This window comes from Bacteriovorax sp. HI3, assembly GCF_059738875.1.
Map to the genome: position 1 here is coordinate 2,151,816 of NZ_AP026946.1, position 14,113 is coordinate 2,165,928.

General features: G+C 42.4%; 9 protein-coding genes. 4 read left to right on the top strand and 5 right to left on the bottom strand.

The features are described from left to right. Positions 1–5 precede the first annotated feature (5 nt). The 5 genes from infB to AC6JA8_RS10690 form a co-directional block, all read right to left on the bottom strand. On the bottom strand, positions 6–2,888 hold the full coding sequence (gene infB, locus AC6JA8_RS10670) for a translation initiation factor IF-2 (protein ID WP_497973779.1): 2,883 nt from the start codon (positions 2,886–2,888) through the stop codon (positions 6–8). A 25-nt stretch (positions 2,889–2,913) separates the two neighbouring features. Continuing rightward, positions 2,914–4,320, bottom strand: coding sequence for a transcription termination factor NusA (gene nusA / locus AC6JA8_RS10675; RefSeq protein ID WP_497973780.1), 1,407 nt, complete (start codon positions 4,318–4,320; stop codon positions 2,914–2,916). Positions 4,321–4,372: 52 nt separating this feature from the next. Continuing rightward, positions 4,373–4,960, bottom strand: coding sequence for a ribosome maturation factor RimP (gene rimP / locus AC6JA8_RS10680; protein WP_102243811.1), 588 nt, complete (start codon positions 4,958–4,960; stop codon positions 4,373–4,375). A 208-nt stretch (positions 4,961–5,168) separates the two neighbouring features. Then, positions 5,169–5,615, bottom strand: coding sequence for a GNAT family N-acetyltransferase (locus AC6JA8_RS10685; protein ID WP_497976884.1), 447 nt, complete (start codon positions 5,613–5,615; stop codon positions 5,169–5,171). A 10-nt stretch (positions 5,616–5,625) separates the two neighbouring features. Then, complete coding sequence (locus tag AC6JA8_RS10690) at positions 5,626–6,897, bottom strand: winged helix-turn-helix domain-containing protein (protein ID WP_497973781.1); 1,272 nt, start codon at positions 6,895–6,897, stop codon at positions 5,626–5,628. Positions 6,898–7,102: 205 nt separating this feature from the next. Here AC6JA8_RS10690 and thrS point away from each other — a divergent pair, with 205 nt between their 5' ends. From thrS to AC6JA8_RS10710, 4 genes are read left to right on the top strand one after another with little or no spacing between them, the layout of a single operon-like run. Further along, positions 7,103–8,851 carry a threonine--tRNA ligase gene (thrS, locus tag AC6JA8_RS10695; RefSeq protein ID WP_497973782.1) on the top strand — a complete coding sequence of 583 codons (1,749 nt, stop codon included), beginning with the start codon at positions 7,103–7,105 and terminating at the stop codon, positions 8,849–8,851. 44 nt (positions 8,852–8,895) lie between these two features. Further along, on the top strand, positions 8,896–9,909 hold the full coding sequence (locus AC6JA8_RS10700; protein ID WP_497973783.1) for a D-alanine--D-alanine ligase: 1,014 nt from the start codon (positions 8,896–8,898) through the stop codon (positions 9,907–9,909). A 14-nt stretch (positions 9,910–9,923) separates the two neighbouring features. Beyond that, positions 9,924–13,016 carry an aminotransferase class III-fold pyridoxal phosphate-dependent enzyme gene (locus AC6JA8_RS10705; protein WP_497973784.1) on the top strand — a complete coding sequence of 1,031 codons (3,093 nt, stop codon included), beginning with the start codon at positions 9,924–9,926 and terminating at the stop codon, positions 13,014–13,016. Further along, entirely contained in the window at positions 13,013–14,110 is a 1,098-nt protein-coding gene (locus AC6JA8_RS10710; protein ID WP_497973785.1) for a C45 family autoproteolytic acyltransferase/hydrolase, read from the top strand. The genes AC6JA8_RS10705 and AC6JA8_RS10710 overlap by 4 nt, the downstream gene beginning before the upstream one ends. Positions 14,111–14,113 lie beyond the last annotated feature (3 nt).

The window sequence follows — 14,113 nt, forward strand, 5'->3', positions numbered from 1 at the left end:
AATTACTACAGTACAGGTTGAGCCGCTTTAGCTCCAGACTGAGACATTCCGGCGCTATCTTCAAGTGTTCTTTTCTTTTGCACCATCATATAGGCCTCGAAAATATCACCTTGTTTAATGTCAGCGTATCCTTCAAGAGAGATACCACACTCGTAACCATTCTTAACTTCCTTAACATCGTCTTTGAAACGTTTAAGAGAAGAAAGCTTCCCGTCGTGCATGATTTTCCCGTTTCTAAGAAGACGGATACCACATCCCTGAGCAATCTTGCCGTCGATAACGTAAGATCCGGCAATAACACCTGCTTTTGGAATGTTGAAGACTTCGCGAACTTCTGCGCGACCAATGAACTCTTCCACGAACTCAGGGTCAAGAAGACCTTCAAGAGCAAGTTTAACGTCATTGATTAGCTCATAAATGATCGAGTAGTTCTTAATATCGACACCTTTATCTTCAGCAAGCTTACGAGCTGAAGTAACTGGTCTCATGTTAAATCCGATCAAGAATCCAGCTGCTGTACTTGCCATCTGAACGTCAGAGTCCGTGATCGGCCCAACACCACCAGCAATAACTTTAACTGTAACTTCTGCGTTCCCAAGAGACTCAACAGCAGACTTAATCGCCTCGTATGACCCTTGAACGTCAGATCTGATAATAAGGTTAAGAACTTTTTGCTCTTCACCTTCTTTAGAAGCATTCGAGAAGAAATCTTCCAGAGATACTTTTTTCTTTTCCGGAGTTGCTTGAAGAAGCTTTCTTTCGTTTACACGGTTTTCAGCAATCTTCTTAGCTTCTCTTTCGTTTTTAACGATGTTTAAGCGATCCCCTGGAGCTGGAGCTTCTTCAAGTCCCAGAACCTGAACCGGAGTCGAAGGTCCTGCAGATTGAAGCTGAGCACCTGCATGATCGTTAAGCGATCTTGCACGTCCATAAGTTTCACCCACAACGATATAATCACCTTTGTTCAGAGTTCCCGTTTGAACCAGAAGGGTTGCCATTGGCCCTCTTCCTTGTTCAATCTTCGACTCGATAACCACACCTTCAACAGCTCCTTTTGGATCTGCACGAAGATCTAAGATCTCCGCTTGAAGAAGGATGGCCTCAAGAAGATCGTCGATCCCTTGAGATTTAAGTGCCGATACGTGAACATATTGAGTTGTCCCCCCCCAGTCTTCTGGAAGAAGGTTAAACTCTGTCAGCTCTTGCTTAATTCTATCTGGGTTTACACCCGGCTTATCCATCTTGTTAACTGCGATAATGATTGGAACACCAGCGTTCTCACAGTACTTGATTGATTCTTTTGTCTGAGGCATTACCCCGTCGTCTGCAGCAACGACAAGAACTACGATGTCCGTTGCATTTGCTCCACGCTGTCTCATGGCCCCGAAAGCCGCGTGACCTGGAGTATCCAGGAAAGTCACAGTTTTTCCACCATCAACTTTAACTTGGTAAGCACCGATGTGCTGAGTGATACCACCCGCTTCACCTGCTGCTACTTTGTCTTTTCTGATCGTATCAAGAAGAGTTGTCTTCCCGTGGTCAACGTGTCCCATGATCGCTACAACTGGTGGGCGAACCGGGAACTTGCTCTTTTGGTCTTCTGAAATAGCAGCTTTTCCAATGATTTTTTCTTCGTTGAAAGCTTTATCTTCAACTCTGTAGTTATAAAGTGCCGCGATTTCCGCTGCTAATTTTGGACCTACATAGTCTGTTTCTTTAACCAGAAGGTTTAGTTTTAAACATTCATCAAGAAGGTCTTTAAACTTCACGCTCAGCTTATGTGCAAGATCCCCCAGGACAACACCTTTATGGATCTGAACAACACGTTTAGAATCTTTTACTTCAGTAATTTCTGTCTGCTGAGTTGGCCCCACGTAATCTCTCTTTCTCAAGATTTGAGTGTAAATCGGGCGACCGGTTCCACTTAAAGCTGTGTATGATTTAAGTTCTTCTTCCGCACGAGACATAGTCAGCGCTTGCGCTTTGCTCGCAATTGCCTTTTTCCCGCTCATCATTGAAGCGAGACCACCCATGCGTTTTTTGTTTTCTTCTTCTTTTTTATTTTCGTCGTCATCACCTTCAGCACCCGGAGCACTAAAGCTCTTAGCTGCTGCAGCTGCTGCCTGGGCCTTAGCCGCCGCAATTCTAGCTGCTTCTTCTTTTTCCTGCTTCTCTTTGAAGTTAGGATCTTTAGAAGGTGTGTAGACCGGTGTAAAGCGGTGAACGCGATCGATGCTTGAAGTCGCTTGAGCTTTTTTCTCTTCTCTCTGCGCTTCTTTATGAGCTTCTCTGTCTGCCGCTTTTCTCGTGATAACACCCGCTTCATTTGGAGTGTCTTTCTTCACAGGTTTTGAAACCACGCGAAGACCACCAGTTGCCTGCTCAGTCGACTCTTCAGTCTCTGCACTCAGTGTTTCAACTTCAGCCTCTGGAGCTTCTACTTCAACAGCTTCGTGAGCTACTTCTCTTGCACTTTCTTCTTCGTCCTGTGCATCCATTTGCATTGTTTCTGATTCATCCATTTCAGAGTCATCAGTTTTACGACGGATTACAGTCACTTTCTTTTTTACAGTCGAAGCTTTTTTCGTTGTTTTCTTCTCAGCTTCCTCTCCTTCCGAAGTCTCAGCGGCTGCTCTTACAACAGTCTTCTTTTCAGTAGTCTTCACTGCTGCGGCAGGGGCCTTTTTGCGCACGACTTTTTTCTTGGCAGTCGTGTCTTCTTTGACTTCCTCTTCCTTTTTTACAGCGGCAAGATAACCTTCGACATCAGCGTCAGATAATTCAGTCATATGGTTTCTGACTGCGAACCCCTTCGCTTTTAGCGCTTCGACGAGGTCGAGTGGCGCCATATCTAATTCTTTTGCCAGTTCAAAAACTTTTTTAGGCATTATTAACTCCGTTTACATTCTTAACTTACTTCAGTTTGAAAGCTGCTAGTTCTTCTCTTAAGCGTCTTTCTGCTTCAGAGAACTTATCTTTTCCATCAGCCGATACTTCTTTATGCTTATCAAGAAGTCCTTTATAAGCTGGAACAGCTGAAGCTGAAATTAATTCTTCTTCATCGTCCTCAAGACTGATAGTTCCTTTTTCGATAGCATCATGTGTATCTTTCAGGATTTGTTTAGCATCTGCTTCGTTTCCGCTTAGGATCCCAGCTAGAGTCTCTGCATCCATTGCCGAAAGATCAGCAATCGACATGATTCCATTTTGAACCATCATTTGAGCGCGGGCGTCTGAAACAGAAACAATCTGCATAAGACTTTCAACGGCCTTTTTAATCTTCTCTTGAAGTTTAGTTTTAGAAATAATGTTGATTTTGTAACCAGTTAACATCGCCGCCAGACGAACGTTTTGTCCGCGTCTTCCGATGGCCAGTGATAATTGGTCTTCTTCAACAACAACGTCCATTGAGTAGTTAGCGTGGTCAACCTGGATGTTTGAAATTTCAGAAGGAGCAAGGGCTGCTCTTGCGAATGTTTCAATGTCTGAGTTCCAACGAACGATATCGATTTTCTCACCTTGAAGTTCGTTTACAACGTTTTGTACACGAGACCCTTTCATACCAACACAAGCTCCAACCGGATCGATTTCTCTGTCCGCTGTGAACACGGCGATTTTCGCGCGTTGTCCTGGCTCTCTTGCTGCTGATTTAATTTCGATGTTTCCATCCAGGATTTCTGGAACTTCAACTTCAAATAGTTTTACTAAGTACATTGGAGACGTACGAGAAAGACGGATTTCCGGCCCTCTGTTTGTCATCACTACTTCTGATAAGTAAGCCTGGATTCTATCCCCAGTTTTGAAGTTCTCACCAGGAATGATTTCTTTTCTTGATAAAATGGCATCAGACTTTCCAAGGTCAACGATAACGTTTCCTCTTTCGTATCTTCTAGCGATACCAGTTACCAGTTCACCTTCTCTGTGTTTGAAATCAGAGAATAGGATTTCTCTTTCAGCATCTCTTACTTTTTGGAAGATAATCTGACGAGCTGTCTGAACGTCAACGCGTGTGAAGTTAGGGTTTTCAATTCTGATCCCTAATTGGTCACCAACTTCTACTTCGCTGTCTAAGTTCTTAGCGTCTTTTAGAGTGATTTCGATAATTGGATCTTTTACAGATTCAACTACGTTTTTGTATTGATAGATTTCAATTTCATCGTCTGCGTCGTTATAACGAGTTTCGTATTCACCTTGAATTCCAAATTTCTTTCTAGCTGTGACTAAGAAGGCCTGTTCAATAGCACGCACGACAACGCGCTTATCGATTCCACGGTCCTTTCCTAGAGTTTCAATCATTCTGCCTAATTCTGAAAAATTCATCTGAACCTTCCCTTTACCTTATTGTTCTTAGTTAACGTTTATATTCTTTGTTTTATTCGTCTTCGCCGACAAACTCATCATCTGTTTCCAGTTCAGAGTCCACTTCAGCGTCTTTTGTATTTCTAACTTTATTGATGTCGGTTTCTAAGTTTGCCCTTTTAATTTGCTCATAAGGAACTTCAACTTTTACGCCTTTGGCATCAATCACCACTCCTTCATCGCTCGCGCTCACCAGGTTCACTTTTAACCTTAGGTTGTTGCGAAGAGCTTTCGGGAAATCCGGGTATTTTTCTTCGTCGATTTTTTTCACCAGGTTAAGCATGATGTCTTCACCGACAACACTCTTAAAATGCTTAACTGTCGTTAAAATTCTATAGAGACCTGGAGAAGAGACTTCTAATGTAAAGTTATCCGGGATCCACGTTTCAGTTTCCATGTACGGATTGAAACCGCGGTCAACTCTCACGCAATCATCAAGAACAGCTGTGTTTGTTTTTGGATCAACGATATAGACAACTAAATTGCCTGAAGTGGGATTCCACTCCATCTCGTACAATTCAAGATTGCATTCGCTAACGATTTTTTGAGTTAACTCAAAAAGTTTTAATTCCATTCCCTGGCGTGGGCCTTTGAGAACCATCTTTTTTATCCCATTAATAAAAAAAAAAGGGCGGAATTAAAAAATCCACCCTTACTATATTCGGTACATTTAATACTCGTATTTCGGAGGTAATGATTAGAAGAGTTGGGTCCAAGAAATTCTTGAAATAACCCCAAATAAAAATCATTACCCGATGACTATAGCAAAAATTCTTTCAAATGCAAACATTTAGCCTCTGCAGAGATCACTAAACACTAAGAGTCATAATGAAGGCCGTGGCCCCATTGCTATAAAAATGCTTCTTCTTATGAATGATTTTAAAGCCTGCTGTTTGATAAAGACCAATGGCCGAATCGTTATTTTCTTCGACTTCAAGGAAAAATGTTTTCATTCCTCTGCTCTTTAATATTTCAATAGCTTCACTTAAAAGGGCCTTCCCTAAACCTGCGCCTCTTTTGTCTGGATTGACGAGGATTTTAAGTAAATGAGCAAAGGAATCTGCGCCATTGATATCAAATAAAACAAACCCATCGTCGGCCAGTAGAATAAATCTCTCACTCGCCGAGTCAAAAACTTGTTCCCAAGACTTTTCATCCCATGGAGTTGGGAAAAAGCGCTGATCGTAGTCCTTTAAAAACGACAAAGCCTCTGGTGTTAAGGCAGAGGCTTTGTCGATAATACTAAATTTAGTCATCACTTAAAAATTAAACAGGAGAACTCAAATCAACGTTACCGATTGAGCGCTCAGAGTTTGTCTTCACTTCCATATGGAAGCGGATTTTTGCCAATGGATTAAACGTATAACCGTCTTTTCCACGGATGATGTATTTGCGTTTTGAGTCTGCATCTGTCGGCTCGATTAGTTTTCTTAAACGAGACACAGAAGTATAGATTAGTTTATCGTGGATTAACGGGTTGTACTCGTCTTTCCAGATCATCTTCGCCAGTTGTTCCTTATCAAAGTAAGTTCCTGGGTTTTTAGAAAGAAGGAAAAGGATTTCAAGTAGAACGAATCTGTGTTTGAAATCGATTGTTCCAAGGGATCTCTCAACGATTTTTCTGTTTGTTCTATCAAGGTATAGATCCACAGTTGAGTCGTTTACATCGTCAATTTCAGCTTCAATTAAGTGGTTTAATCTTCTGAAAATGGTCGTGTCGATTGACTCTTGAGCAAGGTGGAACATGCTTAGGGCCTCATCAAAATTTCCGGCCTTTTTAAGGGCAGTTGCTTTTCCAAAAAGGATGTACCCGTAAAGGTTCCAGCATTTTTTTGATTGAAGGTATTCGTTAGCTAGCTTGTAGTAGTTAAGCGCTTTATCGTTTTCGTTCATCTCGATAAAGATCTTCGCATAATACGTGTACATGGCCCCCGAAAGGTAGAACTTCTTAATGATCTTTAGCAGGTCATTAAGCTGGTCTAGGTATCTTAAAGAAAGCTCTAAATCTTTTCTGTAGAATGCATTTGTCGCTAGAGACAGAAGGCACTTAGAAAGAAGCTCCGGCTCGTTTTCTTCGTTTGATTTTTTGTAAGCTAATTCAAAGTTTGTCTTAGCTTCTTCGAAGTTACCGCTATAGTTTTTTACAACTCCTAGATTGTAGAAAAATTCAGATGTTAGCGTCGGAAGAGCACGTGAAAGAGCATCCATTAGCTTCTCACTTTCCCCGATGTACTTTTGTGCTTTTGTGTCCTCTAGCTTCTCTGAAGCTATACGGATTAGGAAACCGTATGTCTTAAGAACTGAGAATCCATCTTTAATAGGATCAGCAAATGTAAGAGCTTTAACGAAAGACTCTTCTGCTCCAATTAAATCGGCCTTGTCATAATAGACTTTTCCAAGCTGATAATACGACCTCGCCACCTCGGTCTTTGTCACGATACCTTCTAACTTAACCTCTTCTTCTAAAAGGCCAATATAAGGCGTGATTTCATTAGGGTTTGATCCAATAGATAAACCTAAATCTTGACTTGTAACCATGGCATTTCTCCATAATAGTGAACGAGCTTTAACCCTTCTTAAAGCTTTCGGCCCAAAGGTCATATCACGCGATTCTTACAGCGTCAAAAGCCCATTGTAAGATTTTTTCGGATGTAAGATTCAAGTCGTTGATTTGGCGAAGAGAGGGCGGTAGAATAACTGTGTAAAAAAGTAACTAAATCCCCTTTTATTCGGAGTTCCTTAAATGGCCAAATACGACCTTGACACCATCCGTCACTCAACTGCTCACTTAATGGCACATGCTGTGTCTCGTATTTATAAGACCCATAACCCGCAATTCGGTATTGGTCCTGTTATTGAAAACGGTTTTTACTACGACATTGATTTAGATGTGAAGATTCACGATGAAGACTTAGCAAAGATCGAAAAAGTCATGCAGGAAATTATCGATGAAAAACTTCCGGTTCAAAGAAAAGTTTTCTCGCGTGATGAATCAGTAGAGTTTTGGAAACAAAAAAATCAACCGTTAAAAGTTGAAGTGGTTTCAGGAATCCCTCAAGGCGAAGAGATCTCTTGTTATGAACAAGGTGAATTCATCGACCTTTGCCGAGGGCCACACGTAGAGAACACTGGGCACCTGCCAAAATTCTTCAAGCTTCAAAGTGTCGCTGGAGCTTACTGGAAAGGTGATTCAAAAAATAAAATGCTTCAACGTATTTACGCTGTAAGCTTCACGACAAAAAAACAATTAGAAGACTACTTAAACTTCCTTGAGGAAGCAAAAAAGCGCGACCACAGAAAGCTAGGGAAAGAAATGGAACTTTTCCACTTCGATCAAATCGCTCCTGCTTCGCCATTTTTTATGCCAAAGGGAACGACAGTTTATAACGAGCTGATTGATTTCATGAGACGCATTTACAAAAAATACGACTACGATGAAGTCATCACTCCACAAGTTCTTGATACTGAACTTTGGAAAACCTCTGGGCACTACGCTCACTATAAAGACAATATGTACTTAACTCACGCTGACGAGAAGGAATTCGGAATTAAGCCGATGAACTGTCCTTGTCACATGATGATGTTCAAGCACTACAAATACTCTTACCGCGACCTACCGATGAGATACGCGGACTTTGGCCGTCTTCACCGTTTTGAAGCTGCTGGAGCTGTAGCGGGTCTTACTCGCGTGCGCACATTCTGTCAGGATGATGCCCACATCTTTATCGCCCTAAAAGACATCCAGGCCGAAATTATTAAGCTTATGGATATGTTCTTTGTTTGTTATGACCACTTTGGGTTTAAAGACATCAAAGTAGGCCTTTCAACTCGTCCAGAAGGAAAATTGGGAGATGACAAGACTTGGGATATCGCTGAAGACGCACTCAAAGGCGCTCTTGAAAAGTCAGGACAAGCTTTCCATATCAACGAAGGAGATGGAGCTTTCTACGGGCCAAAAATCGATATTCAAATTGCCGATGCTATCGGTAGATACCACCAGCTGGGAACAATCCAGTTGGATTTCCAACTTCCAGAGCGCTTTGATTTAAACTTCACAAACGATCAGGGTCAAGAAGAGCGTCCGGTTGTTATCCACCGTGCCCTACTCGGATCTCTGGAGAGATTTTTTGGAGTTTACCTTGAGCACGTAGCTGGAGTCTTCCCTTTCTGGCTAGCTCCTGAGCAAGCGGTGATCGTTCCTGTTTCAACTGAAAAACACTTAGAGTTCTCTAAAAACCTGGCAAGCGAGCTTAAGCACCTGGGCTTCAGAGTCAAAGTTGACGAAAGAAACGAGACGATGGGTTACAAAACTCGCCAGATCCAGCAATCGAAAACTCCTTTCATGTTGGTTATCGGAGACCGTGAAATGGAAAATGCTGCTGTCAGTATCCGTGGATACGGAGAGCAAGGATCAAAGAACTTAACGATTACTGAATTAAAAGAACTTTTTACAAAACTGAACCTAGAGAGAGTCCCTGCGAAATTAAGATAATTCTCTACTAGTAAAAAAAGCGCCTTAAGGATGGGGTGAAAACTATGAGTAAAAAAAATGTACTTCTTCTTTTTGGTGGAAGTGGAACTGAGCACGAAGTTTCAGTTGTCTCTTCAAAATACATAGAGAAAAATCTCCTGGAGATTGGCCTTTACAACGTTATCAAAGTTGAAATCGGGCAACCCAAATCTAAAGATAAAAATTTCTATTTAGTTAATGCCGACGGCTCTCGTGGAGAGAGCGTCGAGCTTAACTTTAAACGCGAACTCGTAGGTCCCTCTTTTAAACAAGAAATCCACTACGTCGTTCCATGTATTCACGGGCCTCCTGGTGAAACAGGTGAAATCCAGACTTACCTAGACCTGATCTCTCTTCCCTACTTAGGTTGTGGACCTGAGGCGAGTCTTATCAGCTTCAACAAAGTTACCAGCAAACTGTGGTTTAATGCCCTGGATATCCCAAACACTCCGTTTGAATTCCTAACCAGCATTGAAGATGCCCCAAAAGCACACAGGCTTTTTGATCAACACGGAAAAGTTTTTGTGAAGGCCGCTTCTCAAGGCTCAAGTGTGGGCTGCTACCAGGTCTTCAAAAAAGACGAACTGGAAAACGCACTTAAAAATGCTTTTCAATACTCTGAGTACGTCTTGGTCGAAAAAATGGTCGAGGCCCGTGAGCTTGAAATTTCAACATACGAGTTTGAAGGAAAAATCCACGCCAGTGTGCCGGGAGAAATCAACTGCCCAAGCAGCTTCTACTCATACGAAGAAAAATATGACCCGAATTCAAAAACGACAACTGAAGTTGTCGCCCCTGGATTATCTCCAGAAGTGGTAGAAAAAATGCGCGCCTACGCGATTAAAGCGTTTAAAGCGCTCAAGCTTCGCCACTTATCACGTATCGACTTTTTCTACACAAAGGACGGCGAGATCTTCTTAAACGAGATCAACACTTTCCCGGGGGCCACTCCGATTTCCATGTTCCCAAAAATGATGGAAAACAACGGGCACCCTTATATTAAATTTATCGGCGATATTATTAAAAAAGACATCCTTTAGAGAGTGAGAGCGATATGAAATTACCTATCATCAACAGTAAAGACGCTGAATTTGGAAATGACATCTTAAAAAAATACTACGCAGACAATATGATTCCTGCGGAGAAAAAGACTTACCTGACAAGACTTAAGAGCTCTATCGGGCCTTACATGGGGATTGAATCAAGTGATGGGACAACTCACTACCTCTTGGATGCGGCCTCTCAAATCGCGACACTTGGTCACGGCTTTAACCCGTCTGTTTTCTTTGGAACGGCAGAGTTCTTAGAGAGCTGGATTAACGATGCTACCACTAAAGAATTTAAAGACACAAAACTTTCATACACTAAGTTCTTCAATAGAAAATTAGGGTGGAAAAAAACCCACATGACCATCACCCACTCGGGAGCGGAAGCAAACGAAGTGGCCCTTGGCTACTGTTATCTTTCACGCGTAAACCCGGAGGCCAACAAGGTTCTTGCCTTTGAAGGATCATTCCACGGGCGCATGATGGTGACTCTGGCGGCGACTTGGAACAAAAGTAAGCGCGAGCCTTTTGAGTGGAAGAATTACCTGGCCGAATACGTGAAGTACCCGGAGCTTGAAGACTCAAAAATCAACGTGCGCTTTCCAGAACTATGGAGAGAGACATGGAACGAAGCGGCCCTAAAAGACTTCATGGTTCCAAGCATGTGGCACTCAGACCCGATGGTAAAAAAAGAAATTGAGACTCTTTTAAAAGTAAGAGAGCAGCTTCTTTCTAAAAAAATCTTCGCTATTTTAATCGAACCTATGCAGTGTGAAGGTGGAGATTGTTATTCATCTGACCGCTTCCACACGGCCCTGCTCTTAATGGCAAAAACGTTTAAAGTTCCCGTGATCCACGATGAAGTTCAAACTGGGTTTCACTTAGGGCGCGAGTTCTTCTGGCATAGACAATTAAACCTTAAAGGTCTTAACGGTGAACAAATCAATCCAGACTACGTTGTGTGTGCAAAAAAAGCACAGGTAGGGATTGTTCTTTCACATAAGGAAACAAAAAATATCTTTAAAGGCGAAGAGTTTTCTGTGGCCTCTTTATTAAGAGGATACGCTCACGCTATCAGCCTTGATCAGTGCCAACAGCGCATTTTAGATCTTGAAAAACAAGTTTACCCAAGACTTCAGGCGCTTTTAAAGAAGCACTCTCAATACATCAAGAGACCGAGAATCAACGGTCTTGCTTTTGCTTTTGACGTACCAGATTCAGCGAGTATGAATAAGTTTGTCGACCTGCGCTTTAAGCACGGTCTTCTTTACTACCCGGCGGGAGCACAAACTCTGCGCTTTAGGCTCTCGACAGCTTTTGGCCCAAAAGACTTAGATTTCCTATTTGATAGACTAGATGCTATCTGCCGCGAGCTCTTTTTAAATGAGCACGCCAACCTTCCAACTCACGTTGAAACAGACGCGACTGAAGCGACAGAGAACTACGAATGGCATGATCTTTTAATTCAAACAAAACTTGCCCGCGCTCTTAACCAAAAACTGGATATCAAGGCCGTTTTTGACCGCGTGAATGCGCTTCTTTCAAAAACAGCTGAAGCGGCCCATGTGGAGTTGGTAGAAATCAACGCGACAAATTTCCTGAGCTTCCGTCAGGAAATTATGAACATGCAAAAGGCCGTCTATGAGCCTGCTCGCCAGACAGATATTGAAAAATTTGAACACACTGTTTTAGATAAGAGCTCTCTATGCCTTGGTCTTTTAAATAAAAAGAAAAAGCTCATGGGGATTGCTTTTGCTGGCCCTCTTCACTTGTATCCACTTGAGCGTGGAGTGCGTGTAGACCCGAACTTCAACGACCATGACTGTCTTTATATGCTGGATTTAACCATTGACCCAAGCCTGCAAAAATCAGGACTGGGAAGAGCACTTAAATACGCTCTTTCGGCCATGGCCATTGTTAAAGGAGCTAAACGCATCCAGGGAAGAAACCGCGACCGTCTTGCCGGTGGAATGATCAACATCAACCTGTCTCTGGGAGCGGTTGAGCAAAACTACATGAGAGAAGACTATCCTGATTTCGAAAACCACAGAGACGTTTTCTACTACACGACAAAAGTCGACTGGAAAAAACCACAGATTCATTTAAGCCGTGGAGTCAACATCCCGCTTTCAATCAGAAGTTTAGACAAAGCTTACTTAGACTTCCAACTTCCTTATATGGTGAACAAAGTTTGTCTTTCAAACTTCGTTTCAGAGGCCTTCTTAAAAGGAGTCAGAGATTTCCTTTCTGTTCTCCCTCAAGATCTTCGCCATGGATACACAACATCAGGCCAGTCTGAGTGTGTGGATAAAGTGGCAAAGGCAATCTGGGTAAAATCGGACGCAAAAATCAAAGAGAAAAACGTCAATAAAATGCTGACGTTTAAAAACCATTTCTTTGGAAACGGCTCAATGCTGGCGAGATCTCTAAGTTTAGAGAACGATCCATACTTCAAGGTCACTCACCTGCCAAACCCGAATGAAAATGATTATAAAGAAGTTTTAAAATCGGTAGAAAAAGAATTCGCCACAGGTGAATACCTGGCGACCTGGATCGAGCCGGTGCTACAAAAAACGATGGAAAAAGTTCCTTACGAATTCCTTCGTGGTGTAAGAGAGCTGGCAACAAAATACAATGTTGCTCTCATTTACAACGAAACAGCTTCACAATTTTTTAGATACTCACAAAAGCAATTTATGGCCTCGTGTTTTAGTGAAATCACTCCAGATGCCGGGATGATTTACTTCTCTGGGCAGTCAGGGATCGCTTACACTTCAACGAAGTATTTCCTGGAGCAGCCGCTGATGATGATCAGTACTTGGGATGGAGATGAATTCCATTTCCTAAGCTACTACCATGCTTTTAAAAATGTGATGGCGAATCTTGAAGACTATAGAGAAACCACTAAGAATTTCCACGATAAACTGGTTGATCAGCTTTCTCGTTATGAAATTGATGCTATTAAAGTCGACAATGGCTTTGGGTACTTCAAAGGTTCAATCCCAGGTTCAATGAGCAAAATGTTTGTGCTCAATAAAGACACTGGCCACTACCTGATCTGCCCAAGCTTCGATGCGATGAAGGAGTATTTAGAATCATGAGCACAAATTGTATGTTCCCTTATATCAAGTACCAAGCAGGGAAAAGTAACTACGACTGGGGCCTTTCCCATGGAGAAGAATTCCGCACGGCCATCGGAGAGCTGACAGAAATCAGGCGCAATCTGATGTTGGCAAAAAACCCGGCACTGGCAAAAAAACTAGATGAGCTGGCCATGGAGCAGTTTAATCTTTCAAAGAAATTTGCTCCCAATATCGCCAGCGAAATTGAAGGTATCGCCAAAGGTGCGGGTCTGACTCTTCCCGACCTGGTTGTTTTAAACAACTACACCGACTTCAGAGATATTATTCTTCCAGAAGAAGGATGCTCAACTGTTCATATCCAAACTCCTGATGAAATTCTTTCAGGACAGACATGGGACATGCACAGGTCGGCAAAAAACTATATGTCACTTATCCATGTTCCGGCCAACGATCACCACACAGCTCAGCTGGTGCTGACACTGGTTGGCTGTGTAGGTTTAATGGGTGTGACGACAGACAATACTCTAATTGGTGTTAACAACATCAATACGGCCAATGCTAAAGCTGGCCTTATCTGGCCTTTACTTGTCAGACGAGTGCTTGAAGAAAAAAGCCTTGGTCTCATGAGAGACACACTGATGAAAGCGCCAGTGACATCTGGACACAATTACCTGATTGCTTCTCCAGAAGGTGGAGAGCATCTAGAAATCACTCCAACTGTTGCTGAAAAAGTTTCAGGACTTCAGGCCGGACAAGTTGGGAGTGTTTTTCACACTAACCACTGCGTAGGCTTTCATGTTGAGAAGTTAGAAGACAAAAGCTCTATGAGCTCAACAACTTTTAACCGCTGGGCGCTTCTGTCAAAGAAAACATATAAGGTAACTGACTTAGAAGATTTTAAAAACCTTCTTTCAGACCACGAAGAATTCCCTAAATCAATTTGTTCTCACTTTGAAAACGGTGCTCAAGACCCATCATTTACTTGTGGTGGTGGAGCTTCTGATTTAAAACGCGGCCACCACATCTTCTGGAGAGGATGCCCGGCCCACGACAGCGACTACCGCGAGTACGAATTCTTTAACGATGGACACGATTTTAAAAAAGTGAAATAAAAA

What these genes read in the sequence shown, in the direction of transcription:
- infB (WP_497973779.1), bottom strand. Translation starts at nt 2,888, where the DNA reads ATGCCTAAAAAAGTTTTTGAACTGGCAAAAGAATTAGATATGGCGCCA.
- nusA (WP_497973780.1), bottom strand. Translation starts at nt 4,320, where the DNA reads ATGAATTTTTCAGAATTAGGCAGAATGATTGAAACTCTAGGAAAGGAC.
- rimP (WP_102243811.1), bottom strand. Translation starts at nt 4,960, where the DNA reads ATGGTTCTCAAAGGCCCACGCCAGGGAATGGAATTAAAACTTTTTGAG.
- AC6JA8_RS10685 (WP_497976884.1), bottom strand. Translation starts at nt 5,615, where the DNA reads ATGACTAAATTTAGTATTATCGACAAAGCCTCTGCCTTAACACCAGAG.
- AC6JA8_RS10690 (WP_497973781.1), bottom strand. Translation starts at nt 6,897, where the DNA reads ATGGTTACAAGTCAAGATTTAGGTTTATCTATTGGATCAAACCCTAAT.
- thrS (WP_497973782.1), top strand. Translation starts at nt 7,103, where the DNA reads ATGGCCAAATACGACCTTGACACCATCCGTCACTCAACTGCTCACTTA.
- AC6JA8_RS10700 (WP_497973783.1), top strand. Translation starts at nt 8,896, where the DNA reads ATGAGTAAAAAAAATGTACTTCTTCTTTTTGGTGGAAGTGGAACTGAG.
- AC6JA8_RS10705 (WP_497973784.1), top strand. Translation starts at nt 9,924, where the DNA reads ATGAAATTACCTATCATCAACAGTAAAGACGCTGAATTTGGAAATGAC.
- AC6JA8_RS10710 (WP_497973785.1), top strand. Translation starts at nt 13,013, where the DNA reads ATGAGCACAAATTGTATGTTCCCTTATATCAAGTACCAAGCAGGGAAA.